This window comes from Streptomyces sp. NPDC102259, from assembly GCF_044766465.1.
In the GTDB taxonomy this organism is placed as follows: domain Bacteria; phylum Actinomycetota; class Actinomycetes; order Streptomycetales; family Streptomycetaceae; genus Streptomyces.
Genome location: NZ_JBIWMA010000008.1, coordinates 217199 through 239936, shown reverse-complemented (window position 1 = coordinate 239936; position 22738 = coordinate 217199). Strand labels below are relative to the sequence as shown.

General features: G+C 71.8%; 21 protein-coding genes and 1 tRNA gene. 13 read left to right on the top strand and 9 right to left on the bottom strand.

All coding sequences use genetic code 11. The annotated features are described in order from the left end of the window. Positions 1 to 390 precede the first annotated feature (390 nt). Positions 391 to 1068: a DUF461 domain-containing protein gene (locus tag ACIRPU_RS20875; protein WP_403869247.1), complete on the bottom strand. Its 678-nt coding sequence runs from the start codon at positions 1066 to 1068 to the stop codon at positions 391 to 393. A 688-nt stretch (positions 1069 to 1756) separates the two neighbouring features. Here ACIRPU_RS20875 and ACIRPU_RS20870 point away from each other — a divergent pair. The 6 genes from ACIRPU_RS20870 (at position 1757) to ACIRPU_RS20845 (ending at position 8301) form a co-directional block, all read left to right on the top strand. Next, a complete protein-coding gene (locus ACIRPU_RS20870) occupies positions 1757 to 2239 on the top strand; it encodes a CarD family transcriptional regulator (protein ID WP_003953493.1) in 483 nt (160 codons plus the stop codon). Between the two features lie 357 nt (positions 2240 to 2596). Continuing rightward, a complete protein-coding gene (ispD, locus tag ACIRPU_RS20865; RefSeq protein WP_403869245.1) occupies positions 2597 to 3349 on the top strand; it encodes a 2-C-methyl-D-erythritol 4-phosphate cytidylyltransferase in 753 nt (250 codons plus the stop codon). Further along, on the top strand, positions 3339 to 3836 hold the full coding sequence (gene ispF, locus ACIRPU_RS20860) for a 2-C-methyl-D-erythritol 2,4-cyclodiphosphate synthase (RefSeq protein WP_355706068.1): 498 nt from the start codon (positions 3339 to 3341) through the stop codon (positions 3834 to 3836). Before ispD ends, ispF begins: the two co-directional genes overlap by 11 nt. A 97-nt stretch (positions 3837 to 3933) precedes the next feature. Beyond that, a complete protein-coding gene (cysS, locus tag ACIRPU_RS20855) occupies positions 3934 to 5334 on the top strand; it encodes a cysteine--tRNA ligase (RefSeq protein WP_403869241.1) in 1401 nt (466 codons plus the stop codon). Between the two features lie 102 nt (positions 5335 to 5436). Further along, the gene (gene rlmB / locus ACIRPU_RS20850; RefSeq protein WP_355706066.1) at positions 5437 to 6378 is read left to right on the top strand and encodes a 23S rRNA (guanosine(2251)-2'-O)-methyltransferase RlmB; all 942 of its coding nucleotides are present in this window, start codon (positions 5437 to 5439) and stop codon (positions 6376 to 6378) included. Positions 6379 to 6630: 252 nt separating this feature from the next. Next, entirely contained in the window at positions 6631 to 8301 is a 1671-nt protein-coding gene (locus tag ACIRPU_RS20845; RefSeq protein WP_403869237.1) for a DoxX family membrane protein, read from the top strand. Between the two features lie 153 nt (positions 8302 to 8454). Here the strand turns inward: ACIRPU_RS20845 and ACIRPU_RS20840 are convergent, their stop codons facing one another. The 3 genes from ACIRPU_RS20840 to ACIRPU_RS20830 form a co-directional block, all read right to left on the bottom strand. After that, positions 8455 to 9186, bottom strand: coding sequence for an NDP-sugar synthase (locus ACIRPU_RS20840; protein WP_384108536.1), 732 nt, complete (start codon positions 9184 to 9186; stop codon positions 8455 to 8457). Positions 9187 to 9289: 103 nt separating this feature from the next. Beyond that, a complete protein-coding gene (locus ACIRPU_RS20835; protein ID WP_355706063.1) occupies positions 9290 to 9760 on the bottom strand; it encodes a hypothetical protein in 471 nt (156 codons plus the stop codon). 222 nt (positions 9761 to 9982) lie between these two features. Continuing rightward, entirely contained in the window at positions 9983 to 11071 is a 1089-nt protein-coding gene (locus ACIRPU_RS20830; RefSeq protein ID WP_020130312.1) for an ABC transporter ATP-binding protein, read from the bottom strand. 273 nt (positions 11072 to 11344) lie between these two features. On the opposite strand from ACIRPU_RS20830, the gene ACIRPU_RS20825 reads away from it, so the two are divergent. The 3 genes from ACIRPU_RS20825 (at position 11345) to ACIRPU_RS20815 (ending at position 13592) form a co-directional block, all read left to right on the top strand. Beyond that, positions 11345 to 11418: transfer RNA gene (locus ACIRPU_RS20825), tRNA-Thr, on the top strand. Between the two features lie 80 nt (positions 11419 to 11498). After that, a complete protein-coding gene (locus ACIRPU_RS20820; protein ID WP_403869232.1) occupies positions 11499 to 12164 on the top strand; it encodes a rhomboid-like protein in 666 nt (221 codons plus the stop codon). Positions 12165 to 12173: 9 nt separating this feature from the next. Next, the gene (locus ACIRPU_RS20815) at positions 12174 to 13592 is read left to right on the top strand and encodes an NAD(P)/FAD-dependent oxidoreductase (protein ID WP_403869229.1); all 1419 of its coding nucleotides are present in this window, start codon (positions 12174 to 12176) and stop codon (positions 13590 to 13592) included. A gap of 116 nt (positions 13593 to 13708) precedes the next feature. On the opposite strand, the gene ACIRPU_RS20810 is transcribed toward ACIRPU_RS20815, so the two are convergent. Both ACIRPU_RS20810 and ACIRPU_RS20805 read right to left on the bottom strand, forming a co-directional pair. Next, a complete protein-coding gene (locus tag ACIRPU_RS20810) occupies positions 13709 to 15208 on the bottom strand; it encodes an MFS transporter (RefSeq protein ID WP_403869226.1) in 1500 nt (499 codons plus the stop codon). A 56-nt stretch (positions 15209 to 15264) separates the two neighbouring features. After that, positions 15265 to 16236 (bottom strand): zinc-binding dehydrogenase, encoded by a 972-nt coding sequence (locus ACIRPU_RS20805; protein ID WP_403869223.1) that lies wholly within the window; start codon positions 16234 to 16236, stop codon positions 15265 to 15267. A gap of 161 nt (positions 16237 to 16397) precedes the next feature. Between ACIRPU_RS20805 and ACIRPU_RS20800 the strand changes: the two genes are divergently transcribed. Next, entirely contained in the window at positions 16398 to 17114 is a 717-nt protein-coding gene (locus ACIRPU_RS20800; protein ID WP_403869220.1) for a pentapeptide repeat-containing protein, read from the top strand. A 193-nt stretch (positions 17115 to 17307) separates the two neighbouring features. Here ACIRPU_RS20800 and ACIRPU_RS20795 read toward each other — a convergent pair whose 3' ends face one another. After that, positions 17308 to 17808: a hypothetical protein gene (locus tag ACIRPU_RS20795; protein ID WP_384108992.1), complete on the bottom strand. Its 501-nt coding sequence runs from the start codon at positions 17806 to 17808 to the stop codon at positions 17308 to 17310. A 58-nt stretch (positions 17809 to 17866) separates the two neighbouring features. On the opposite strand from ACIRPU_RS20795, the gene ACIRPU_RS20790 reads away from it, so the two are divergent. Further along, complete coding sequence (locus tag ACIRPU_RS20790; RefSeq protein ID WP_403869217.1) at positions 17867 to 19354, top strand: M1 family metallopeptidase; 1488 nt, start codon at positions 17867 to 17869, stop codon at positions 19352 to 19354. Between the two features lie 10 nt (positions 19355 to 19364). Here ACIRPU_RS20790 and ACIRPU_RS20785 read toward each other — a convergent pair whose 3' ends face one another. Then, positions 19365 to 20339: a GNAT family N-acetyltransferase gene (locus ACIRPU_RS20785; RefSeq protein ID WP_403869214.1), complete on the bottom strand. Its 975-nt coding sequence runs from the start codon at positions 20337 to 20339 to the stop codon at positions 19365 to 19367. A gap of 129 nt (positions 20340 to 20468) precedes the next feature. Here ACIRPU_RS20785 and ACIRPU_RS20780 point away from each other — a divergent pair, with 129 nt between their 5' ends. Together ACIRPU_RS20780 and ACIRPU_RS20775 are read left to right on the top strand one after the other, a co-directional pair. Then, positions 20469 to 21047: a carboxymuconolactone decarboxylase family protein gene (locus ACIRPU_RS20780; protein WP_403869211.1), complete on the top strand. Its 579-nt coding sequence runs from the start codon at positions 20469 to 20471 to the stop codon at positions 21045 to 21047. Next, positions 21044 to 21913 (top strand): RNA polymerase sigma-70 factor, encoded by an 870-nt coding sequence (locus ACIRPU_RS20775; RefSeq protein ID WP_403869208.1) that lies wholly within the window; start codon positions 21044 to 21046, stop codon positions 21911 to 21913. The genes ACIRPU_RS20780 and ACIRPU_RS20775 overlap by 4 nt, the downstream gene beginning before the upstream one ends. Positions 21914 to 22082: 169 nt before the next feature. On the opposite strand, the gene ACIRPU_RS20770 is transcribed toward ACIRPU_RS20775, so the two are convergent. After that, positions 22083 to 22658: a TerD family protein gene (locus ACIRPU_RS20770; RefSeq protein ID WP_355706052.1), complete on the bottom strand. Its 576-nt coding sequence runs from the start codon at positions 22656 to 22658 to the stop codon at positions 22083 to 22085. Between the last annotated feature and the right edge of the window lie 80 nt (positions 22659 to 22738).

Sequence of the window (22738 nt, the reverse complement as noted above, 5' to 3'; positions counted from 1 at the left end):
CGGTGCCCCGCGGTACCTGGTCACGGTGCGCGGTCTGGGCTACAAGTTCGAGCCGTAGACCGGCCCGGCAGCGGCGGCTGTCGCCGACGGACGGAGCCCGGCGCAGCGCTCCGAAGCCCGCGCAGCGGTGCGAGGGGTGCGTCGGGGGTGGTGCTCGAGCCCGACCCCGGTGCCCCGCGGTACCTGGTCACGGTGCGCGGTCTGGGCTACAAGTTCGAGCCGTAGACCGGCCCGGCAGCGGCGGCTGTCGCCGACGGACGGAGTCCGGCGCAGCGCTCCGAAGCCCGCGCAGCGGTGCGAGGGGTGCGTCGGGGGTGGATGAGTGAGCGAGGAGGGCGGCGCCCCGTGTGGGGTGCCGCCCTCCTCGTGTGTACGGGTGCGCGTACGAGGTCAGTGACCCGCGGCCGACGCCGACGCCGACGCCGACGCCGACGCGGAGGCCGAGTCCGACGGGGAGGCCGATCCGGACTCGGAGGCACCGCCCTCGGCCGCGCCGGAAGCCGACTGGGAGGGGGACGCCGGCGCGCTCTGCGAGGGGGGCTCCGCGGCGCTCGGGATGTCGCTCGGGCCCCACTTGGAGAAGTAGCTCTCGGCGGGGACGACGAAGGCGCGCAGGCTGATCTCACCGGTGTCGCTGAAGGTGAAGGTCACCTTCTGCGCGTCGCCGTCCTTGACGGCCTCACGGCTGCTCGGCAGGACGGCGGAGGCGTTGTTCGCGCCGCCGATGACGATCGAGCCGCCGGCCGGGACGGTCAGCGCGCCCTTGCCCTTGGCGGGCGAGAGCGCGGCGGACTTGCCGCCGTCGAGGGTGATGGACTCCAGCGTCTGCGCCTTGCTGCCGCTGTTGAAGACGGTCGCCGAGATCACGGCGGGGCCGGTCGACTCCAGGTCGGGCTGGGTGATGACGATGACGTTCTGAAGCTTGATGTCGCCGACGCTGGTGGCCGCGTTGTCCGGCTTGATCTCCAGGGTCTGGGAGTCGTTGCCGGCCCCGCAGGCGGCGAGCGAGGCGATCGAGAACGCGATGGCGGAAGCGGCGAGGGCACCGCGTCGAAGGCTGCTGCTCACGGCGGCGGCAACTCCTTGAACACACGGGCGGCTTTCCTTTGGATAAAGCCGTCCTAAGGGTCTGTCAGCGGCCTTAGGTTACCGAGCCGTTCTCGCACCACCGCACCCGACCCGCCTCTAGAGCGATCCGGTGCCTCGACGGACGCGCTGAACGACCTCCGTCACCACCTGCCCCGGCCGCCACAAGTGACCCACGAGTCACCTCGGCTTCACCCGTCGTCTTCGCATCCGTCTTCTCGTCCGTCTTCCCGTCCGTCTTCCCGTCCTCTTCCGGCTCACCGGCCATTCGCATAACCGCGCCGGACGTCCGCTCGCGGATTTTCGGTGAAGGAATGCGAGGTCATCCCCGGAATTGATCACGGCCCCGGTCGAGGGGGCGATGATCAATTCCGGAAACGGCTCGTATCCGGCCACGTGAACCGAACGGAGTAGCGGAAGTCGCACTCCTGAAAGTGGACATATGTGGACGTTCGGCCGTTCGGGCGGAGCTTCGGATGCGTGTAACGTGCGCGTTTCTCCCCCCTCGGAGAGCGCCTCCGACCTGCGAATACCTGCTTCCGTCGGCCCTTCGCAGCACGTTCCTGTTGCTGTTGTCAAGCCCCGAGATATGCCCTGACCTGCGAAAACGCCATTCAGAACCCGCAGTTTCCGTGTTACCCTGGATAGCCACGGAAGGGGTACCTGTCACATGACGTTCAAGGTTGGCGACACCGTGGTCTATCCCCATCACGGGGCCGCGCTGATCGAGGCCATCGAAACTCGCCAGATCAAAGGCGTGGACAAGACCTACTTGGTGCTGAAGGTCGCCCAGGGTGACCTGACGGTACGTGTGCCAGCGGACAATGCGGAGTTCGTCGGCGTACGTGATGTGGTCGGTCAGGACGGGCTGGACCGGGTCTTCGAGGTGCTGCGCGCGCCGTACGCCGAGGAGCCCACGAACTGGTCGCGTCGTTACAAGGCAAATCTGGAGAAGCTCGCCTCCGGCGATGTCATCAAGGTCGCGGAAGTCGTGCGTGACCTGTGGCGTCGTGAGCGCGAGCGCGGACTCTCCGCCGGTGAGAAGCGCATGCTCGCCAAGGCCCGCCAGATCCTGGTGAGCGAGCTCGCTCTCGCGGAGAACACCAACGAGGACAAGGCCGAAGCCCTGCTCGACGAGGTGCTCGCGTCCTGAGCTCGACGCGCTTTTCACGTGCCGACGCCGGCCCGGGACCGGTCTCGGCACACTGAAGAACACGCGCACTGAAGAACACTGAAATGCCGCGGTGCCCGATGACGAATTCCCCGTCGCCGGGCGCTGCGGCATGTTCGCGCCAGGACAACCGTCGTACGCCCTACCCCCACACGGGTGGTCGGTCGATACAGCCCCGAACCGCCCCCGATAATGCGACCGATGCTTCGATACTTGGTGTGCCGGGCCCGGGCTGCTGCCTCGACCGGCACGTCACGGAAGGGTCCGGTCAAGGCGTCGCGCCCGGCACTTCCAGGGCCATACCCACGCCGGGCCGGAACACAAACCTGACAGGAACCGATGTCTGACGATTCGCGTCCCTCCCCCGCGCCCGCCCGCACGGCCGCGGTGATTCCGGCCGCCGGACGGGGTGTCCGCCTCGGTCCGGGCGCCCCCAAGGCGCTCCGCACGCTGGGCGGCACGCCCATGCTGATCCACGCGGTGCGCGCCCTCGCCGCCTCCCGCGCCGTCTCCCTGGTCGTCGTCGTGGCCCCGCCGGACGGCACCGCCGAGGTGAAGTCGCTGCTCGACGCGCACGCGCTGCCCGACCGCACCGACTTCCTGGTCGTGCCCGGCGGTGACTCCCGCCAGGAGTCCGTGAAGCTCGGCCTGGACGCGCTGCCGCCCGGCCACGACATCGTCCTCGTGCACGACGCCGCCCGGCCCCTCGTCCCCGTCGACACGGTGGACGCCGTCATCGAGGCCGTACGCGAGGGCGCCCCCGCCGTCGTCCCGGCGCTGCCGCTCACGGACACCGTCAAGGAGGTCGAGCCGGCCGGGACCGTCGGCGACCCCGAGCCGGTCGTCGCGACGCCCGATCGCGCCCGCCTCCGTGCCGTGCAGACCCCGCAGGGCTTCGACCGGGCCACCCTGGTCCGCGCCCACGAGACGGTCAGGGACGACGTCACCGACGACGCGAGCATGGTCGAGCAGCTGGGCCTGACCGTCGTGGTCGTCCCCGGTCACGAGGAGGCCTTCAAGGTCACCCGGCCCCTCGACCTGGTCCTCGCGGAGGCGGTCCTGGCCCGCAGGAGGCTCAACGATGGCTTCTGAGACGCGGCCCCTGCTTCCCCAGGTCGGCATCGGCACCGACATCCACGCCTTCGAGGAGGGCCGCGAGCTGTGGTGCGCGGGCTTGAAGTGGGAAGGGGAGGGCGCCGGCCTGGCCGGGCACTCCGACGCGGACGTCGTCGCGCACGCCGCCTGCAACGCGCTCTTCTCCGCGGCCGGCCTCGGTGACCTGGGGCAGCACTTCGGCACCGGGCGCCCCGAGTGGTCCGGCGCCTCGGGCGTCACGCTGCTCACGGAGGCGGCCCGGATCGTCCGCGCGGCCGGCTTCGTCATCGGCAACATCGCCGTTCAGGTCGTCGGACCCCGCCCCAAGATCGGCAAGCGGCGCGACGAGGCGCAGAAGGTCCTGTCCGAGGCGGCGGGCGCCCCGGTGTCCGTGTCGGGCGCGACGACGGACGGGCTCGGGTTTCCGGGGCGCGACGAGGGCCTGATGGCGATCGCGACGGCGCTGGTGGCGCGGACCGGCTGACCAGGCCCGGCCGACATATGCCATGGCATGTCACGAATGTGTGGCCCTTGGGCGGAAGGGGCTCGGGGCATCGCTCCGCGCCCACTACCCTGGAGTGGTGACCATTCGCCTGTACGACACCAGTGCCCGGCAGATCCGTGACTTCGCCCCGCTCCAGCCGGGTTGTGTCTCGATCTACCTCTGTGGTGCCACCGTGCAGGCGGCTCCGCACATCGGGCACATCCGTTCGGGCCTGAACTTCGACATCATGCGCCGGTGGTTCGCCCACCGCGGCTACGACGTCACGTTCATCCGCAACGTCACCGACATCGACGACAAGATCATCGTCAAGTCGCACGACCAGGGCCGCCCCTGGTGGTCGATCGGGTACGAGAACGAGCGGGCCTTCAACGACGGTTACCAGGCGCTGGGTTGCCTGCCGCCGACGTACGAGCCCCGCGCCACCGGGCACGTGCCCGAGATGATCGAGATGATGCGCGGGCTGATCGAGCGCGGTCACGCCTACGAGTCCGAGGGCAACATCTACTTCGACGTGCGCTCGTTCCCGGAGTACCTCCAGCTGTCCAACCAGGAGCTGGACAACCTGCTCCAGCCCTCGGCGGACGGCGAGACCGGCAAGCGCGACCAGCGCGACTTCGCCCTGTGGAAGTCCGTCAAGCCGGGCGAGCCGAGCTGGGAGACCCCCTGGGGCCGCGGGCGTCCCGGCTGGCACCTCGAGTGCTCGGCGATGGCGCACAAGTACCTGGGCCCCGTCTTCGACATCCACGGCGGCGGCCTCGACCTGATCTTCCCGCACCACGAGAACGAGATCGCCCAGGCCAAGGCCTACGGCGACGAGTTCGCGCGGTACTGGGTGCACAACGCCTGGGTCACCATGAGCGGCGAGAAGATGTCGAAGTCGCTGGGCAACAGCGTCCTCGTCTCCGAGATGGTGAAGCAGTGGCGCCCGATCGTGCTGCGCTACTACCTCGGTACGCCCCACTACCGCTCGATGATCGAGTACAGCGAGGAGTCGCTGCGCGAGGCCGAGTCGGCGTTCGCGCGGATCGAGGGCTTCGTGCAGCGCGTCGTCGAGAAGGCCGGGGGGGTCGTCGAGCCGGCGGCCGAGGTACCGCCGGCCTTCGCCGAGGCGATGGACGACGACCTGGGTGTCCCGCAGGCGCTGGCCATCGTGCACACGACGGTCCGGCAGGGGAACTCGGCCCTCGCCGCCGACGACAAGGAAGCCGCCGTGGCCCGCCTCGCCGAGGTCCGCGCCATGCTCGGCGTCCTCGGTCTGGACCCGCTCGACGCCCACTGGGCCGGCGAGGAGAGCCGGGGTGAGGACCTGCACGGCGTGGTCGACAGCCTCGTACGACTCGTCCTCGACCAGCGCGAGTCGGCCCGCGCGCGTAAGGACTGGGCGACCGCGGACGCCATTCGTGACCAGCTCACCCAGTCCGGCCTGGCCATCGAGGACGGCCCGCAGGGGCCGCGCTGGAGCCTCGGCCCGCGGTAGGGCAGCCTCAGGGCCTGTCCTTGATCGACTGTGCCGCCCGGCCTTCCGGGCGGCACACTGCATAAGACGTACGTACGAAAAGCTCACGGAGACGAGAGACTCATGGCAGCCAACAACCGCCGCATGTCCGGCAAGAAGGGCGCGCAGGTCGGCAGTGGCGGCCAGCGGCGCCGTGGCCTGGAGGGCAAGGGCCCGACCCCGCCCGCCGAGATGCGCAAGAAGCACAAGGCGAACCGCATCGCGACCGCCAAGGCGAAGCAGGCCGTACGCCGGCCCGCACAGCGCGGCCGGGGCGGCAAGGGCACGTCCGAGATGGTCGTCGGCCGCAACTCCGTCGTCGAGGCGCTGCGCGAGGGCGTGCCCGCGACGATGCTCTACGTCCAGCAGTTCATCGACAACGACGAGCGGGTGCGCGAGGCGCTCCAGCTCGCCGCCGAGCGCGGTGGCATCCACCTCATGGAGGCCCCGCGTCCCGAGCTGGACCGCATGACCAACGGCCTCAACCACCAGGGCCTGGTCCTCCAGGTCCCGCCGTACGAGTACGCGCACCCCGAGGACCTGGCCTCGGCCGCCTACGACAACGGCGAGGACCCGCTGATCGTCGCCCTGGACGGCGTGACCGACCCGCGCAACCTGGGCGCCGTCGTCCGTTCCGTCTCCGCCTTCGGCGGTCACGGTGTCGTCGTCCCCGAGCGCCGCGCGGCCGGTATGACGGCCGGCGCCTGGAAGACGTCCGCCGGTGCGGCCGCCCGTACCCCGGTCGCCCGCGCCACCAACCTCACCCGCGCCCTGGAGGCCTACAAGAAGGCCGGGATCGCGGTCGTCGGCCTGGCCGCCGACGGCGAGCACGAGGTCGGCACGCTGAAGGCGCTGGACGGCCCGGTCGTCATCGTCGTCGGCAGCGAGGGCAAGGGCCTCTCCCGCCTGGTCGGCGAGACCTGCGACTTCCGGGTCCGGATCCCGATGCCGGGTGGCGCGGAATCCCTCAACGCGGGTGTGGCGGCCGGGATCGTGCTGTACGAGGCGGCTCGGCGCAGGAGCTGACGCCACCGCTGGTCCGCGGGGACGGGCGCGGCTCCAGCGGGCGGGCCGGGCCAGGTGGAACCGCTCCGCGGCGGGTCTGGAGGCGCGGCCTTGGGCCCGCCGCCAGTCGGTCGCGGGGCGGCGGCGGGGCGGTCGTGGGGCTGCCGCGGGTTCACTCGGACGGGTTAATGCCGACGGGTAGTGCAGCCTTGACGGAGCCCGGACAGATCCGGCGGGTCAAAGCAGTGTCCTAAACACACGTCACTCGGTTAGATGAGTGTGGACACCAGAACACCCCGCACACCCACGGGGGACCGCTCGTCGGGATTCGACGACGCTCCCGCGCTGAGCATGGTGAAGGTGCCGAGCGATCCGGCGCAGATCATCGTCAGCCACGCGAGCTTCCGTGTGCAGCTGGGCGCGTCGGCGCGGCGTAACCAATCCCCGCGGATCGCCCGGCACGTGAGCGCCATCGATGACACCGCGCGCATGGCCGCCGTCGGGGCGGCGGGCAGAGCGGGCGCCGCTTCCGGTGGCCGTCGGCGGGCCGTCGTCTGGAGCGGCAAGTCCGCCCCGGACGACACCGGAGCCCACCGACTGCTCCAGGCCGTGCGGGCAGGCAGCGTCGGCCACGGCGAACCGCCCGGCGCCGACGCCGGAGCCACCCAGGTCATCCCCCGCGTCGGCACGGGCGACCGGGGTTACGACGGCGGCTTCGCCGCGCAGACCCTCGAGACCCCGATCGTCGGCGCCCAGCGGACGCCCGTCGACGGCGAGCAGCGGATCCTGCCGAACATGCGCGGCGTCGGCAGCGCCTACGACGAACCCGCCTACGACGACGCCCAGTTCGAGGACTTCGGGGAGGCCGACGGCGACCCCGAGCCGGCGCCGCGCGGGCGGCGGCAGAGCGACGACCCCGCCCGGCACGCCTATTACCCGGGCCGCCGGATGAACCTCGGCGTGGTCCTGCTCCCGCTGCGCGTCTTCCTCGGCTTCATCTCCATCTACGCCGGCATGGGCAAGCTGTGCGACCCCGTCTACTTCGACGGCGGCAAACGCGGCTCCATGGTGAAGTGGCTCGTCACCCTGCACCCGTGGGAAGTCGCCGAGCCGCTGCGCCAGTTCGCCCTGCACCACCCCGTCGGTTCCGGCCTCGTCATCGCCTTCCTCCAGGTCGTCGTGGGCGTCCTCACGGTCCTGGGCTGCTGGCAGCGGGTCGCCGCGGTCGTCGGCGCCGCGCTCTCGGCCGCGCTCATCGTGACCGTCAGCTGGAAGACCGTCCCGGTCTACGACACCCCCGACATCATCTATCTCGCCGCCTGGTCGCCGCTGGTCATCGCCGGCGCCCCCGTCTACTCGGTGGACGGCCGGCTCGCCGCCGGTGCGTGGCGTCGGCTCGGCCCGCGCACCGACCTGTGGGAGCTGCGCAGTTACGTGCTGCGTCGCGGGGCCCTGGTCACCGCGATCGCCGTCGGGCTCACCCTGCTCGTCGGCTCGCTGCTCGGCGGCGCCGTCCGCGACGCCGACCGGGTGGTCGTCCCGGGCCCGGGCGAGCCCCCGCGCAACGAGCTGCCCGGCTCGCCGCTGCCGGAGAAGTCCGGCACGCACAAGGCGTCCCGGAAGCCCGCCGCGTCCAGTTCGCCCACGCAGGGCGCCACCTCGGCGGCCCCGACGGCGGGCACGGACAGCGAGCCCACCGAGGCGCGGGACTCCGGCACCACCGGCGGCGGCGACGCCGGCGCGCCCAGCCAGACGCAGGGCACCGCGGGCGAGGCCCCGCCCGAGCAGTCCAGCCCGGTGGAGCAGGCCCCCGCCACCAGCTCGGGCCCGTCCTCCGGCGGCTCGGCCACCTCGGGCGGTTCGACGAGCGGCGGCGGTGGCGGCTCGGACGGCGGCTCGTCGTCCTCCGGTCAGCCGGGCCTGGTGGGCGGGTTGCTGGGGTAGGGCGATACCGAACGACCGAGGGTGCCGTGCGCGGAAAGCGCACGGCACCCTCGGTCGTTCAGGGGCGCGGGGAACCGCGCGACCAGCCCCCAGCGGGCCGGCGGTCGACGACGAACCGCTTGAGCCGCTCCACTCGCGGAGCGGCTCAGCTGCTCAGCGGCTCAGCGCCGCCAGTTCCTTCGCCGCCTCCGTGAGGTCCTTCGCGGTGTCGATGGCCCGCCAGTACGCGCCCTGCGGGAGCGGGAACCCGGCCAGCCGCAGTTCGCGGGCGAGGTGCGGGAACGTCGTCCGCTCGTGGTCCCCCCGCTCGGGGAGCAGCCCGGCGAACGCGGGGGAGAAGACGTAGACGCCCGCGTTGATCTCGTACGTGGTGGGCGGCGCCTCGATGAAGTCCGTGATGTGGCCGAACCCGTCCGTCTGCACCGCACCCCACGGAATGCGCGGACGCGCCAGCGCGAGGGTGGCTATGGCGTCGCGCTCGGTGTGGAAGTCGGCCATCTCGCGCAGCGAGAAGCGGGTCCAGATGTCGCCGTTGGTGGCGTACCAGGGCCGGTCGGGGTGGGGCAGATGGGCGGCCGCGTACTTCAGACCGCCGCCGCGGCCCAGGGGCTCGGTCTCCACGACGGTGGTGACCTTGACGGGCAGGTCGGCCGACTTCAGCCAGTCCTGGAGGACCTCGGCGAGGTGGCCGCAGGAGACGACGACGTCGGTGACGCCCTCCTCGGCGAGCCAGCGGAGCTGATGGCCGATGATCGGCGTCCCCGTGCCGGGGATCTCGACCATCGGCTTGGGCCGGTCGTCGGTGTACGGACGCAGCCGGGACCCTTGGCCACCGGCCAGGATGACGGCTTGCGTGGGGCGGGACGCGGCGTGCGGATCGGTCATGCCCGCACTGTACGTGCCGCTCGTTTCGGGGCGTGCGGCTCCCCCGACGGGAGGGGAACCGCACGCCCCGGTCGGTACGGGCCCGGCCTGGGGGCCCGGTGGCTCAGCCCCGGGCCGCCAGGACCCCCGAGGCGAAGGCGGTGTCGCACACCGGGCGGGAGTACGACTGGGCGCGCGAGGGGCCGTACACGCGGACGGCGGCGCGGCCCAGGGCGCGGGCGATGGAGGAGCAGTGCCTCGCCAGCGACGGCTTGCCGTTCACCGCGGCCTGGAGGTGGGTCAGGGCGACGCCTGGATCCTTCTCCTGGAGCTCGGTCAGCAACTGGTCGCGCAGCACGTCCTGCGGGGCCTTGGCGGCCCGGTGCGAGGACTGTTGCGCGGCGGAGACGTCGGAGGCGGTGAGCACCGAATCCGAGGGGTTCCCCGACCAGTTGACCCGGGTGACCGCGAGGGTCCCGGAGAGCACCATGACGACGGGCAGGACGAGGGCGAGCGAGCGGCCGATCCGGCGGGCTGGGCCGCCCTGGCCGCGGCGCGTGCGCTGGGTGGTGGAGTGGTTCGCGGAGTGCTTCACGCGTGAGAGGGTAGCGTGCAGTAATGATGTGGCGACATTGCGTCACCCGGACGGGGGATGAAGCCGTGCTCCCTTTTGGGTAAGGGGTTGACGAGCATCGGTCGAAATGTCCGCTGCGCCAGGGTATTCCACGGGCGGGGAACGGGCATGGAAAAGGGCCCCGCAGCAGGCTGCGGGGCCCTTTTCGTCAAACCGGGTGAATCACCCGGTTTCAAACCGGTTTCAGTCGGAGAGACGCGCGCCCGTCGACGTCGAGAAGACGTGGGTCTCGCCCGCGCGCGGGACGACGTGCAGCGTGCTGCCCTTCTCCGGGACGTCACGGCCGCCGACGCGGACCACGAGGTCCTTCGACTCGCTGCCGACCTTGGCGGTGCCGTAGACGAAGGCGTCGGAGCCGAGCTCCTCGACCACGTTCACGACGACCGCGAGGCCCGTGTCGGCGTCGGCGCCGGCCACGTCGAAGTGCTCGGGGCGGACGCCCACGGTGACCGTCTTGTCGGTGGCGGCGGCGAGCGCGTCGCGCTGGACCGGGACCACCGAGTTGCCGAACTTCACGCCGCCGTCGGCGATCGGCACCTCGACGAGGTTCATCGCCGGGGAGCCGATGAAGCCGGCCACGAAGAGGTTGGCGGGCCGGTCGTACATGTTGCGCGGGGTGTCGACCTGCTGGAGCAGACCGTCCTTGAGGACCGCCACGCGGTCGCCCATGGTCAGGGCCTCGACCTGGTCGTGCGTGACGTAGACGGTGGTGATGCCGAGGCGGCGCTGGAGCGAGGCGATCTGCGTACGCGTCGAGACGCGGAGCTTGGCGTCCAGGTTGGACAGCGGCTCGTCCATGAGGAAGACCTGCGGCTCACGCACGATGGCACGGCCCATCGCGACACGCTGGCGCTGACCACCCGAGAGGGCCTTCGGCTTGCGGTCCAGGTACTCGGTGAGGTCGAGGATCTTCGCGGCCTCCTCGACCTTCTGCCGGATCTCCGCCTTGTTGACGCCGGCGATCTTGAGCGCGAAGCCCATGTTGTCGGCGACCGACATGTGCGGGTAGAGGGCGTAGTTCTGGAACACCATGGCGATGTCCCGGTCCTTGGGCGGCAGGTGCGTGACGTCGCGGTCGCCGATGCGGATCGCACCGCCGTTGACGTCCTCGAGCCCCGCGAGCATGCGGAGCGAGGTGGACTTGCCGCAGCCGGACGGGCCGACCAGGACGAGGAACTCGCCGTCCGCGATGTCGATCTCGAGAGCGTCGACGGCGGGCTTGGTGGAACCCGGGTAGATCCGGGTCGCCTTGTCGAACGTGACAGTGGCCATGGTGAAGGGCCCCCTTCTACCGGCAGGAACGTGCCGGACGATCCGTTGTAGGAAGGTGGTTGGTGTAGTCCACATGAGCGAACTGGGTCAGGACGGTACCTGGCGTTTCCCGGTCTGTCAGTACCCGGAGGCATGTGAACTTCGCGGAAACGTTCGAGTGGGGCGGAGTCGCTCGCTGGTCGGAGCCGCGCGAACCGCGGAAGTCCGTGGCTCGGCGAAAGCGGGGCTGTGTACAGTGGAGCCGCCCTCGCGCGTGCGCGGTGGTTGCGCGGTGCCTCCTTAGCTCAGCTGGCCAGAGCAGCTCACTTGTAATGAGCAGGTCGTCGGTTCGAATCCGACAGGGGGCTCTCTGAAAAGCCCAGGTCAGCTCTTGTGCGGCCTGGGCTTTCCCCTGCCCCCGGCCGGTGATTCGCCGATACTGGGCCGGGTGAGACGGCTCAGCGGGGTTTCCGGCGTCCTGCGGGCGGTGTGGGCGTACGTCCGCAGCGCGCCCGGCACCTATGTGTGGCTGGCGGTCCTCTTCGTCACGACGGTGGCCCTGCACCACATGTCACCGGAGTTCGAGCAGGAGTTCCTGCGGCAGCGGTCCACCAACATCCACGAGCTGTCCCGGCACCCGGTGCGGGTGCTGGTGGCGAGCGCGATGTGGATCGACGGCGGGTACTGGCTGCCGTACGCGGCGCTGTACTCCGTCTTCCACGCCCAGGCCGAGCGCTGGCTGGGGACCGCGCGGTGGCTGGCGGTGTGCGTGGCCGCGCATGTGCTGGCGACGCTGATCAGCGAGGGGGCGCTGGCGAAGGCGATCCGGGACGGGCTCGCGCCGCAGTCGGCGGTCAACACCCTCGACGTCGGGGTGAGTTACGCGCTGTCGGGCGTGGTGGCGGTGCTCGTCTACCGGATCCGCCCACCGTGGCGGTACGGGTATCTCGCGGCCGTGCTCGTCTTCTACGGCTTCCCGATGACCGCCGGACCGACCTTCACCGACTTCGGCCACTTCGTCTCCTTCCTCATCGGGCTGGCGTGTTATCCGCTGGTCAGAGGGCGCGAAAGAGTACGGAATCCGAAGGAGACAGCGCCCGTGCCGCCGGGTTAACGTCCGGCCATGAGCAGCTCGGCAAGCGGTGTCGTGAACGGCGTCGTCAACGGCGGCATCTCCTTCTGGTACGCGGACGACGGCCTTCCGGCGGTGCGGGAGCCGCTCGCCGGCGACGCCTCCGCCGATGTCGTGATCGTCGGCGGCGGATACACGGGCCTGTGGACGGCGTACTACCTGAAGAAGGCGGCGCCCTTCCTGCGGATCACCGTGCTGGAGCAGCGGTTCTGCGGATACGGCGCCTCGGGGCGCAACGGCGGCTGGCTGTACAACGGCATCGCGGGCCGGGACAGATACGCGAAGCTGCACGGCCACGAGGCCGCCGTACGGCTCCAGCGGGCGATGAACGACACCGTCGACGAGGTGGTCCGGGCGGTGGCGGAGGAGGGCTTCGACGCCGGTGTCCACCGGGGCGGAGTGCTGGAGGTGGCCCGGACCCCCGCGCAACTCGCGCGGCTGCGGGCCTTCCACGCGCACGAGCTGTCGTACGGGGAGCAGGACCGTGAGCTGTACGGCGCGCGGGAGACGGCCGAGCGGGTGCGGGTGGCGGGCGCCGTGGGGTCGAGCTGGACCCCGCACGGGGCGCGGGTGCACCCGGTGAAGCTGGTCAAGGGGCTCGCGGCGGCCGTGGAGGCGCTGGGGGTGGAGATCCGTGAGTCGACCCCGGTGACGGCGATCCTCCCGGGGCGGGCGGTGACGCCGTACGGGACCGTGCGGGCGCCGTACGTGCTGCGCTGCACGGAGGGGTTCACGGCCGCGTTGAAGGGTGAGCGGCGGACCTGGCTGCCCATGAACTCCTCGATGATCGCCACCGAACCGCTCACCGACGAGCAGTGGGCGGCGGTCGGCTGGTCGGGGCGGGAGGCGCTCGGCGACATGGCGCACGCCTACATGTACGCCCAGCGCACGGCGGACGGCCGGATCGCGCTCGGCGGGCGCGGGGTGCCCTACCGCTTCGGCTCGCGCACGGACAACGACGGGCGCACCCAGCTGGAGACCGCCGGGGCGCTGCGCGACATCCTGGTCGGGTTCTTCCCGGCGCTGGCCGGGGTGCGCGTCGAGCACGCCTGGTCCGGGGTGCTGGGCGTGCCGCGCGACTGGTGCGCGACGGTGACGCTGGACCGGGCCACGGGCCTGGGCTGGGCGGGCGGTTACGTCGGCTCCGGTGTCGCCACCGCGAACCTGGCCGCACGGACCCTGCGGGACCTGGTGCGGCTCGACTCCGGGCAGGACGGCCGCACCGATCTCACCGACCTCCCCTGGGTCGGCCACAAGGTGCGCAGGTGGGAACCCGAGCCGCTGCGCTGGCTGGGGGTGCAGGGCATGTACGCGACCTACCGGGCGGCGGACCGGCGGGAGACGGAGCGCCACACGGCGGGCTCCTCACGGCTGGCGCGTTTCGCGGACCGGGTGGCGGGACGCCACTGACGTACAGGCGGATCGTGCGGCGTGCCGACCGCACGCTCGCCGGGCAGGCGGGCAGGCGGGCAGGCGGGCAGCGGACAGGCGGGCTGGCGGTCGGCGGGGCGGGCCCGCGGGGGTGGTCAGCCCACCGATTCCGGTACGGCCGCTCCCGCCGGGGCGTGCCTCGGGGGGCCGGTGGTGACCATCAGGCCCGCCACCAGGCCGGCCAGCAGCAGGATCGCGGCGGCCCACCAGATGGCCACCGTGTAGCCGTGCACGGTGCCCTCCGCCGTGACCTGCGCCCGGCGTGCGGGGCCGGTCAGATGGGCTGCGACGTAGGCGGTGCTGCTGGTGGTGGCGATCGTGTTGAGCAGCGCGGTGCCGATGGAGCCGCCCACCTGCTGTGAGGTGTTGACGGTGGCGGAAGTGACGCCCGCGTCATGTGGGGCGACTCCGGCGGTGGCCGTGGAGAAGACCGGCATGAAGGTCAGGCCCATGCCCAGGCCCATCAGGAGCAGGGCGGGCAGGATCTCGCTGGTGTAGGACGAGTCCACCGTCATCTGGGTCAGGATCACCATGCCGCCCGAGGCGAGGAGCATGCCGGGGACCATCAGCATGCGCGGCGGCACGCGGTTCATCAGCCGGGCGGAGATCTGGGTGGAGCCGATGATGATCGCCACGGTGAGCGGGAGGAAGGCGAGGCCCGTCCTGAGGGGGGAGTAGCCGAGGATGACCTGGAGGTAGTAGGTCATGAACAGGAACAGGCCGAACATCCCGATGATGGCCAGGCCCATGGTCAGGAAGCAGCCCGCGCGGTTGCGGTCCTTGATGATGTGCAGGGGCAACAGCGGCACCCGCGCCTTCGTCTGCCACCACACGAACGCCGTGAGCAGCACGATCCCGCCCGCGAAGAGCCCCAGCACCAGGGGGTCGGTCCAGCCGCGCGGCTCGGCCTCGCTGAAGCCGTAGACGATCGCGACCAGGCCGCCGCAGCCCAGCACCGCGCCGGGCACGTCGAGCCGGACCTCCGTGTGGCCGGGGCGGTCGTGGAGCAGCACCAGGGCGCCGAACACGGCGATGACGGCGATGGGCACGTTGACGTACAGGCACCAGCGCCAGTCCAGGTACTCGGTGAGCAGGCCGCCGACGATGAAGCCGATCGCGGCGCCGCTGCCGGCGAGGGCGCCGTAGATGCCGAAGGCCTTGCCGCGCTCCTTGGGGTCGGTGAACGTCGTCGTCAGGAGACTGAGCGCGGAAGGGGCGAGCAGGGCCGCGAAGACGCCCTGGAGGGCGCGGGCGCCGAACAGCATGCCCGAGCCGGTGGCCGCCCCGCCGAGCGCGGAGGCGACGGCGAATCCGATCAGGCCGATGACGAACGTGCGTTTGCGGCCCACCAGGTCGGCGATGCGGCCGCCGAGCAGCAGCAGGCCGCCGAAGGCCAGGGTGTAGGCCGTGATCACCCACTGGCGGTCGCCGTCGGAGATGCCCAGGTCCTCCTGTGCGGAGGGCAGCGCGATGTTCACGATCGTCGCGTCCAGGACGACCATGAGCTGGGCGAGAGCGATGATCACCAGGCCCCACCAGCGGCGGGGATCGGGTCCGGTGTCGGCGGAGGATTCACCTGTCCGGGTGACACTCATTCCGACAGAACACCATGAATTCTGCTATATCGCATCCCTGGGCCGGTTGTCGCCGGTCACGGCACCAGGACGACTTTCCCGACCGTTCCGCGGGTCTCCAGCGCCCGGTGCGCGGCGGCGGCCTCGGCGAGCGGGAACGTCTGCACCGCCGGGGTCAGCCGGCCGGCGGCCGCCTCGGCGAGGGCGCGGAGTTCCAGGGCCCGCAGACCGCCCGCCTTCTCGATCATCACGGGCCCCAGGACCGACCGGGAGACCCCCTCGACGAAGTAGCCCTTCCCGTCGCGGACGCCTTCGGCGGACCAGCCGAAGACGAGGTGCCTGCCCGCGGGGCCGAGCAGGGCGACGGCCGCACGGGCGACGTCGCCGCCCACCCCGTCGAAGACGACGTCGGCGGTCCGGCCGCCCAGGTGGGCCCGGACCTTGGCGGGCCAGGCGGTGTCCGTGTAGTCGACGGCGAGGTCGGCGCCGTTCGCCGCGACCCGGGCCACCTTCTGCGGCCCGCCGGCCAGTCCGACGACCGTCGCGCCCGCGTTCCTGGCGTATTGCACGAGGAGCGTGCCGATGCCGCCCGCGGCCGCGGTGACCACGGCGACGGACGCGGGCCCGAGCTCGGCGAACTGGAGGATCCCCAGCGCCGTCCGGCCCGTGCCGATCATGGCGACGGCCTGGGCGGGATCAAGGTTCGGCGGGATCTCGTGCACGCGGTCGACGTCCGTGACGGCGCGTTCGGCGTACCCGCCGGGCGCGAAGCCGAGATGGGCGACGACGCGCCTGCCGAGCCAGCTGTCGGGGACGCCCTCGCCGAGCGCCTCGACGACGCCGGCGACCTCCCGGCCGGGGACGGTGGGGAGGGTCGTCGGCACGGGGGCCGGACCCCGGAGGCCCTCACGCAGGGCGGTGTCCAGGAGGTGGACGCCCGCCGCCTCGACGAGGAGGCGGACCTGGCCGGGGCCGGGCACCGGGTCGGCGACCTCCTCGTAGCGGAGGTTCTCGGCGGGCCCGAAGGCGTGGAGGCGGATGGCGTGCATGGGGCTTCCCCGTGGGTGGTGGGTCCGGGACGGGCTGGTTGCCCGACCGCTCCCACCCTTCAACCTGAACCTTGGTCGAGGTCAAGGGCGTTCCGGCTGCTGGAGGCCGGGCAGGGGATTGGGGGCAGGGGATTGTCAGTGGTGGGGTGCAGCATGGGGACATGGCGAGGACAGGGACCGGGAGAACCGGCAGCACCGGCGACAGGGCCGGCGGCAGGAGCGGTGCGGCGGTGAAGGGCGCGCGGCGTCCGGAGGTGCGGCTGCCACCGCTGGAGCCGTACGGCGGCGGGGAGCTGGAGCCCGACGGGGACTACGACGGCTTGGAGTTGCGCGAGCTGGACCTCGCCGGGCAGGACGGCGGGGGCGCCCGCTTCATGGACTGCGCTCTGACGGGCTGCGCGCTGGACGAGACGCGGTTGCGCCACACCCGCTTCCTCGACTCGGTCCTCAGCGGCATCCGGGGCGTCGGCACCGACCTGGCGGAGGCGACCCTGCGCGATGTCGAGCTGCTCGACGCCCGTCTGGGCGGCACCCAGTTGTACGGCGCCGTCCTGGAACGGGTCGTGATCCGCGGCGGCAAGATCGACTACCTGAACCTGCGCCAGGCGCGGCTGCGGGACGTGGTCTTCGAGTCGTGTGTCCTGGTGGAGCCGGACTTCGGCGGCGCCCGCCTGGAGCGGGTCGAGTTCGTCGACTGCGCCCTGAAGTCCGCCGACTTCACCTCGGCGACCCTGGCCGACGTCGACCTGCGCGGCGCGGTGGAACTCGGCCTCGCGGGCGGCGTGGACCGACTGTCGGGCGCGGTGATCTCCGCGGCCCAACTGCTGGATCTGGCACCCGTGTTGGCGGCGGAGCTGGGAATCAGGGTGGAGGGCTGAGGAAGCGGTGAGAGGCCCCGGGGGCGGGGCGCGGGGCCTGAATGCCGGGGCACGGGGGCTGGGGCCGAGGCGTTGAGGTTGGCGCGCGGTTCGACGTGCGGGGTCCCGGGGCGTGGGGGCCGAGGCGCGGAGGTCGAAGCGCGGGGTCCGGGTCGTGGGGGCCGAGGCGCAGGGTTTCCCGGGCCCTGGAGGGTTACCTCACTCGGGGGAAGCGGGCCTGAAGTGTCCAGATTGCCGGGTTCTCGGCCAGGTCCTCGTGCAGGTCGGTCAGGTCGGCGAGGAGGTCGTGCAGGAAGTCGCGGGCCTCGCGGCGGAGTTCGGCGTGGGAGAAGGAGAGCGGGGGCTCCTCCGCCGGCATCCAGTCGGCCTCGATGTCCACCCAGCCGAAGCGGCGCTCGAACAGCATGCGGTCGGTGGACTCGGTGAAGTCCAGTTCCGCGTACTGCGGGCGGGAGGCGCGGGAGCCCGCCGGGTCCTGGTCGATCAGCTCCACGATGTCGCACAGCGCCCACGCGAAGTCCAGTACCGGCACCCATCCCCAGGCTGTGGACAGCTCACGGTCCGCCTTGGTGTCGGCGAGGTAGACGTCGCCGCAGAACAGGTCGTGGCGGAGGCTGTGGACGTCCGCGCGCCGGTAGTCCTTCTGCGGCGGGTCCGGGAAGCGGTTGGAGAGGGCGTAGCCGATGTCGAGCACGTAGGCGATGGTGTCACGCCCCCGCACGAGAGCCGGTCGGCCCCATAAGATCACTGACATGTCCCGATCGGTACGCCTTGTCCCCGCGGTGGCCGCCGTGGCCGCCGCGGCTCTCGTGCTCGCCCTGACCGCGTGCGACGACGAGGGGGCGCCGGACACCTCGGGCGCCCAGGCCCGGGACGCCTCGGGCGCACCGGGCGTCGGCGACCCGTACTTCCCGAAGGCGGGCAACGGCGGCTACGACGTCTCCCACTACGGCCTCACCCTCGCCTACACCCCCGACGGCAGCCGGCTCACCGGCACCGCCGTCGTCACCGCCCGCGCGACCGAGGACCTCGCCGCCTTCGACCTCGATCTGGCGGGCATGAAGGTCGAGGAGGTGACCGTCGGGGGCGACACGGCCGGGTTCCGCCGGGACGGCCAGGAGCTGATCGTCCGGCCGCCCGGCGCCCTGTCCGACGGGGAGACCTTCGAGGTCCGGGTCCGCTACTCCGGCAGCCCGCGGACGATCACCGACCCGGACGGCTCGAAGGAGGGCTGGCTGCGCACCGCGGACGGAGCGCTCGCCCTCGGTGAGCCGACCGGTTCCATGGCCTGGTTCCCCGGCAACCACCATCCTTCCGACAAGGCGTCGTACGACATCGCCGTGACCGTCCCGAAGGGCCTGACGGCCGTCTCCAACGGCGAGTTGCGCAGTGCGACGACGGCGGAGGACGGCCGTACGACCTTCACCTGGCACACCGCCGAGCCGATGGCGAGTTATCTGGCGACCGTCGCGATCGGCCGCTACACCGTCACCCGCTCCACCCTCCCTCGCTCCACCGGCACCGGCACCGGTACGGCCACCGGCTCCGGCGCCGGGGCGAAGGACGGGCTGCCGGTGTACATCGCCGTGGACCCGTCCCAGGTGGCCGCGAGCCGCAAGGTGCTCGCCCGGCTCCCCGAGGTCATGGAGTGGGCGCAGTACAACTTCGGCCCCTACCCGTTCTCCTCCACCGGCGCGATCGTCGACCGTCCCGAGGACGTCGAGTACGCCCTGGAGACCCAGAGCCGTCCCGTCTACCCCGGCCTCGACCTGGCGACCCTCGTCCACGAGACGGCCCACCAGTGGTTCGGCGACTCCGTCACGCCGAAGAGCTGGCAGGACATGTGGCTCAACGAGGGCCTGGCGACCTACGCCGAGTGGCTGTGGACGGAGGACGAGGGCGGCGACACGGCGGAGGAGACGTTCACGGAGCTGTACGACCACGGCGAGGACGCGTACGAGGACCTGTGGGCGTTCCCGCCCGCGAAGCCGACGAGCGCGGCACACATCTCCGACACCCCCGTCTACCAGCGCGGCGCGATGGTGATCCACCGCATCCGCCGGACCGTCGGCGACGACGCCTTCTACGACATCGTGCAGGGCTGGGCCGCCGCCCACCGCCATGGCAGCGTCGGCACCGCCGACTTCACGGCGTACGTGGAGGAACAGGCGCCGGACGAGGACTTCGACGAGATCTGGGCGGACTGGCTGTACGGGGAGGGCAAGCCCGCCCGCCCGTGAGCCGGCGCCGTCACGCGGGTCCCGGACGGCGGTGGCCGCTCTCCGCCTCCCACGCGTCGAGCAGCCGGGCGAGGCCGGGCGGCCACACCGGCTCCGCCTCCCGCGCGAGCTCCGCACGCGGCCACCAGCGCCAGCCGAGGATGCCGTCCGAGGCGTGGGAGGCCGCGAGGTCGGGCCCGCCGGGTTCGCGACGCGGGCCGGGGGAGACGTAGATGTGCTCGTGCTGGCTGACGAGGATGCCCATGCGGGTGAAGTCGTGTTCCCAGGTGCACAGCAGGGGCCCCGGCTCCAGGTCCGCCCACCCGGTCTCCTCGCGCAGCTCCCGCAGCGCCCCCGCACGCGGCGACTCGCCCTCCTCCAGACCGCCGCCGGGCAGCGCCCAGTGGATGCCGACGTCGGCGTCGTGGTACCGGAAGAGGAGGACGGCGCCCTGCGGATCGACGACGGCGACCCGGGCCGCACGGCGGGACGTGCGCAGCGGTTTGCGCAACACGGCGCAGGGCCGGCCGAGTCGGAGGTCGGGCCGGTGCCCGATGACCTGGTATCCGAGGGCGGTCCAGAAGGCGAGCCCCTCGGGGTTGGCGTCGAGTACGGCGAGTCGCAGGGCGTCGCGCCCGGCCGCCCGGAAGCGGTCCTCGACCTGCTGGACGATCCGCCTGCCGTGTCCTTGCCCCTGCAGGGCCGCGTCCACCATCAGCAATCCGACCCATGGATCGGGATCGGCCGGGTCGGGATGCCGGTCGAGCGTGACCACGACCCCGGTCAGCCGCCCCTGACTGCGGGCGAGGAGCACCTCCACCCCCTCGTGCGCCAGTTCCCGCGCGAGCGCCGCCGCCACCTGCTCCGGCCGGATGTCGTCCGGGTCCGGGAAGTCACCGCTGAGGGCGTGGAACGCGTGCTGGGAGGCGTAGAGCGCGGTGAGTTCGGTGAGGAGGGGCGCGGGGATGTCGTGGTCGACGGTGAGGGGGAGCGCGCTGAGGAGCATGGGGAGCACGCTAGTCGGACGGCCCCGGACTCACGTGGTAGCACCGGATGTCACATTCGCCGACCCGGCGGTGTCTTCATGCCAAACAGGCCGAACGCGCCGAACAGGCCGCCGGACGAGGAGAGCAGCATGACACCGCGTATACCGAAGGCCGAGCTCCCCACCGAGTTGAGGGAGAACCTGATCAAGCAGCTCGGCGCCGTGCCCGAGCCGCTCGAGGTGGTGTTCAACAACCCCGAGGTGGCCCTGTCCAACCAGGAGTTCTCGGCGAAGGTGGGTGCGTGGAACGCGGCCGACGAGAGCCTGAAGACGTTCGCGCACATGGCCGTCGCCGCGCAGGTCGGCTGTAGCTGGTGCCTCGACATCAACTACTTCGTGGCGCTGAACCAGAACCTGGACCTGGCCAAGGCGAGCCAGGTGCCGCGCTGGCGGGAGGCGGACGTGTTCACCCCGCTGGAGCGGGACGTGCTGGAGTACGCCGAGGCCATGACGAACACGCCGACGACCGTCACCGACGAGCTGTCGGCGCGGCTGCTGGACGGGCTCGGCCCGGCGGCGCTGGTCGAACTCACCCTGTTCATCGGCTTCGCCAACCTGTCGACCAGGAGCAACACGGCGCACGGGATCACCTCGCAGGGCTACTCCGACGTGTGCGAGCTGCCGCTGGCCGCGCGTCCTTCGAAGTCCCGGGCAGCGTCGACGGCATGACCGGTTCCCCCTTCGTCACCCATCGCAGCCTGCTGTTCACGGTCGCCTACGAACTGCTCGGGTCGGCCGCCGACGCCGAGGACGTGCTGCAGGAGTCCTGGCTGCGATGGGCCGACGTCGACCAGTCCCAGGTGCGTGACCCGCGGGCGTACCTCGTCCGGATCGTCACGCGGCAGGCCCTCAACCGGCGGCGCGCGTTGTCGCGCAGCCGCGAGGACTACGTGGGTGAGTGGCTTCCGGAGCCGCTGCTGACCAGCCCCGACGTCGCCGAGGACGTCGAGCTCGCGGAGAGCGTCTCGATCGCCATGCTGACCGTGCTGGAGACGCTCGGGCCGACGGAGCGGGCGGTGTTCGTGCTCCGCGAGGTCTTCGACCTGGCGTACGGCGAGATCGCCGAGGCGACGGGCAAGTCCGCGGCCACGGTGCGGCAGATCGCGCGGCGGGCCCGCGAGCATGTGGCGGCCCGGCGGCCGCGGGTGCGGGTGAGCCGGACGGAGCAGAGGGCCGTGGTGGAGCGGTTCCTGGCCTCGTTGCGCACCGGGCGGCTGGACGAGTTGATGGAGGTGATGGCGCCGGACGTGGTGCTGATCGCCGACGGCGGCGGGCTCGCGGCCGCCGCGACGGCGCCGGTCCACGGGGCCGAACCGGTGGCGAGGGTGCTCGCGCGTGCCGACCGGCCGGCGGCGGCCGCGTTCGAGACGACGACCGTGTGGCTCAACGGCGCGCCCGCGGGCCGGTTCGAGATCGACGGCGAGCCGACCGCGGTGAGCGTCGTGGTGGAGAACGGGCGGGTCACCCGGGTCTATCTGATGAGGAACCCGCGGAAGCTGACCCGGCTGGACGAACCGGCCGAACTCGCCAGGTAGGCGGAACTGGTCAGGTGGACCGAACTGGTCAGTGGACCGGACGCGTCAAGAAAGCCGCGGAGCCCCCGGCCGGGTGGCCGGGGGCTCCGATGAGGCGTGCGTGGGCGCGCGACCCAGACGGCGCGACCCAGACGGCGAGACTCAGACCGCGAGACTCAGACCGCGAGACTCAGACGCTGACGCCGAAGTCCTGGGCGATGCCCACGAGGCCCGACGCGTAGCCCTGGCCGACCGCGCGGAACTTCCACTCCGCGCCGTTGCGGTAGAGCTCGCCGAAGACCATGGCCGTCTCGGTGGCCGCGTCCTCCGAGAGGTCGTAGCGGGCGATCTCGGCGCCGCCGGCCTGGTTGACGATGCGGATGTAGGCGTTGCGGACCTGGCCGAAGTTCTGCGAGCGGTTCTCCGCGTCGTAGATCGAGACCGGGAAGACGATCTTGTCGATGTCGGCCGGGAGACCGGCCAGGTTGACGTTGATCGCCTCGTCGTCGCCCGCGCCCTCGCCGGTGCGGTTGTCGCCCGTGTGGACGATGGTCTGGTCCGGCGTCTGCTTGTTGTTGAAGAAGACGAAGTGACCGTCGGAGTAGACCTTGCCCTGCAGGTTGACCGCGATCGCCGAGGCGTCGAGGTCGAAGTCCACGCCGGTGGTGGTGCGGACGTCCCAGCCGAGGCCCACGGTGACGGCGGTCAGGCCCGGAGCCTCCTTGGTGAGCGAGACGTTGCCACCCTTGGACAGGCTTACAGCCATGGTTGGGAGTCCTTCCCTCGTTGCGTACGGCTTCGTACGGGGCTTCGTACGGCCACGAAGCTACAGCTATCCCTATGAAC

What these genes read in the sequence shown, in the direction of transcription:
- ACIRPU_RS20870 (WP_003953493.1), top strand. Translation starts at nt 1,757, where the DNA reads ATGACGTTCAAGGTTGGCGACACCGTGGTCTATCCCCATCACGGGGCC.
- ispD (WP_403869245.1), top strand. Translation starts at nt 2,597, where the DNA reads ATGTCTGACGATTCGCGTCCCTCCCCCGCGCCCGCCCGCACGGCCGCG.
- ispF (WP_355706068.1), top strand. Translation starts at nt 3,339, where the DNA reads ATGGCTTCTGAGACGCGGCCCCTGCTTCCCCAGGTCGGCATCGGCACC.
- rlmB (WP_355706066.1), top strand. Translation starts at nt 5,437, where the DNA reads ATGGCAGCCAACAACCGCCGCATGTCCGGCAAGAAGGGCGCGCAGGTC.
- ACIRPU_RS20845 (WP_403869237.1), top strand. Translation starts at nt 6,631, where the DNA reads ATGAGTGTGGACACCAGAACACCCCGCACACCCACGGGGGACCGCTCG.
- ACIRPU_RS20840 (WP_384108536.1), bottom strand. Translation starts at nt 9,186, where the DNA reads ATGACCGATCCGCACGCCGCGTCCCGCCCCACGCAAGCCGTCATCCTG.
- ACIRPU_RS20830 (WP_020130312.1), bottom strand. Translation starts at nt 11,071, where the DNA reads ATGGCCACTGTCACGTTCGACAAGGCGACCCGGATCTACCCGGGTTCC.
- ACIRPU_RS20815 (WP_403869229.1), top strand. Translation starts at nt 12,174, where the DNA reads ATGAGCAGCTCGGCAAGCGGTGTCGTGAACGGCGTCGTCAACGGCGGC.
- ACIRPU_RS20810 (WP_403869226.1), bottom strand. Translation starts at nt 15,208, where the DNA reads ATGAGTGTCACCCGGACAGGTGAATCCTCCGCCGACACCGGACCCGAT.
- ACIRPU_RS20805 (WP_403869223.1), bottom strand. Translation starts at nt 16,236, where the DNA reads ATGCACGCCATCCGCCTCCACGCCTTCGGGCCCGCCGAGAACCTCCGC.
- ACIRPU_RS20800 (WP_403869220.1), top strand. Translation starts at nt 16,398, where the DNA reads ATGGCGAGGACAGGGACCGGGAGAACCGGCAGCACCGGCGACAGGGCC.
- ACIRPU_RS20790 (WP_403869217.1), top strand. Translation starts at nt 17,867, where the DNA reads ATGTCCCGATCGGTACGCCTTGTCCCCGCGGTGGCCGCCGTGGCCGCC.
- ACIRPU_RS20785 (WP_403869214.1), bottom strand. Translation starts at nt 20,339, where the DNA reads ATGCTCCTCAGCGCGCTCCCCCTCACCGTCGACCACGACATCCCCGCG.
- ACIRPU_RS20780 (WP_403869211.1), top strand. Translation starts at nt 20,469, where the DNA reads ATGACACCGCGTATACCGAAGGCCGAGCTCCCCACCGAGTTGAGGGAG.
- ACIRPU_RS20775 (WP_403869208.1), top strand. Translation starts at nt 21,044, where the DNA reads ATGACCGGTTCCCCCTTCGTCACCCATCGCAGCCTGCTGTTCACGGTC.
- ACIRPU_RS20770 (WP_355706052.1), bottom strand. Translation starts at nt 22,658, where the DNA reads ATGGCTGTAAGCCTGTCCAAGGGTGGCAACGTCTCGCTCACCAAGGAG.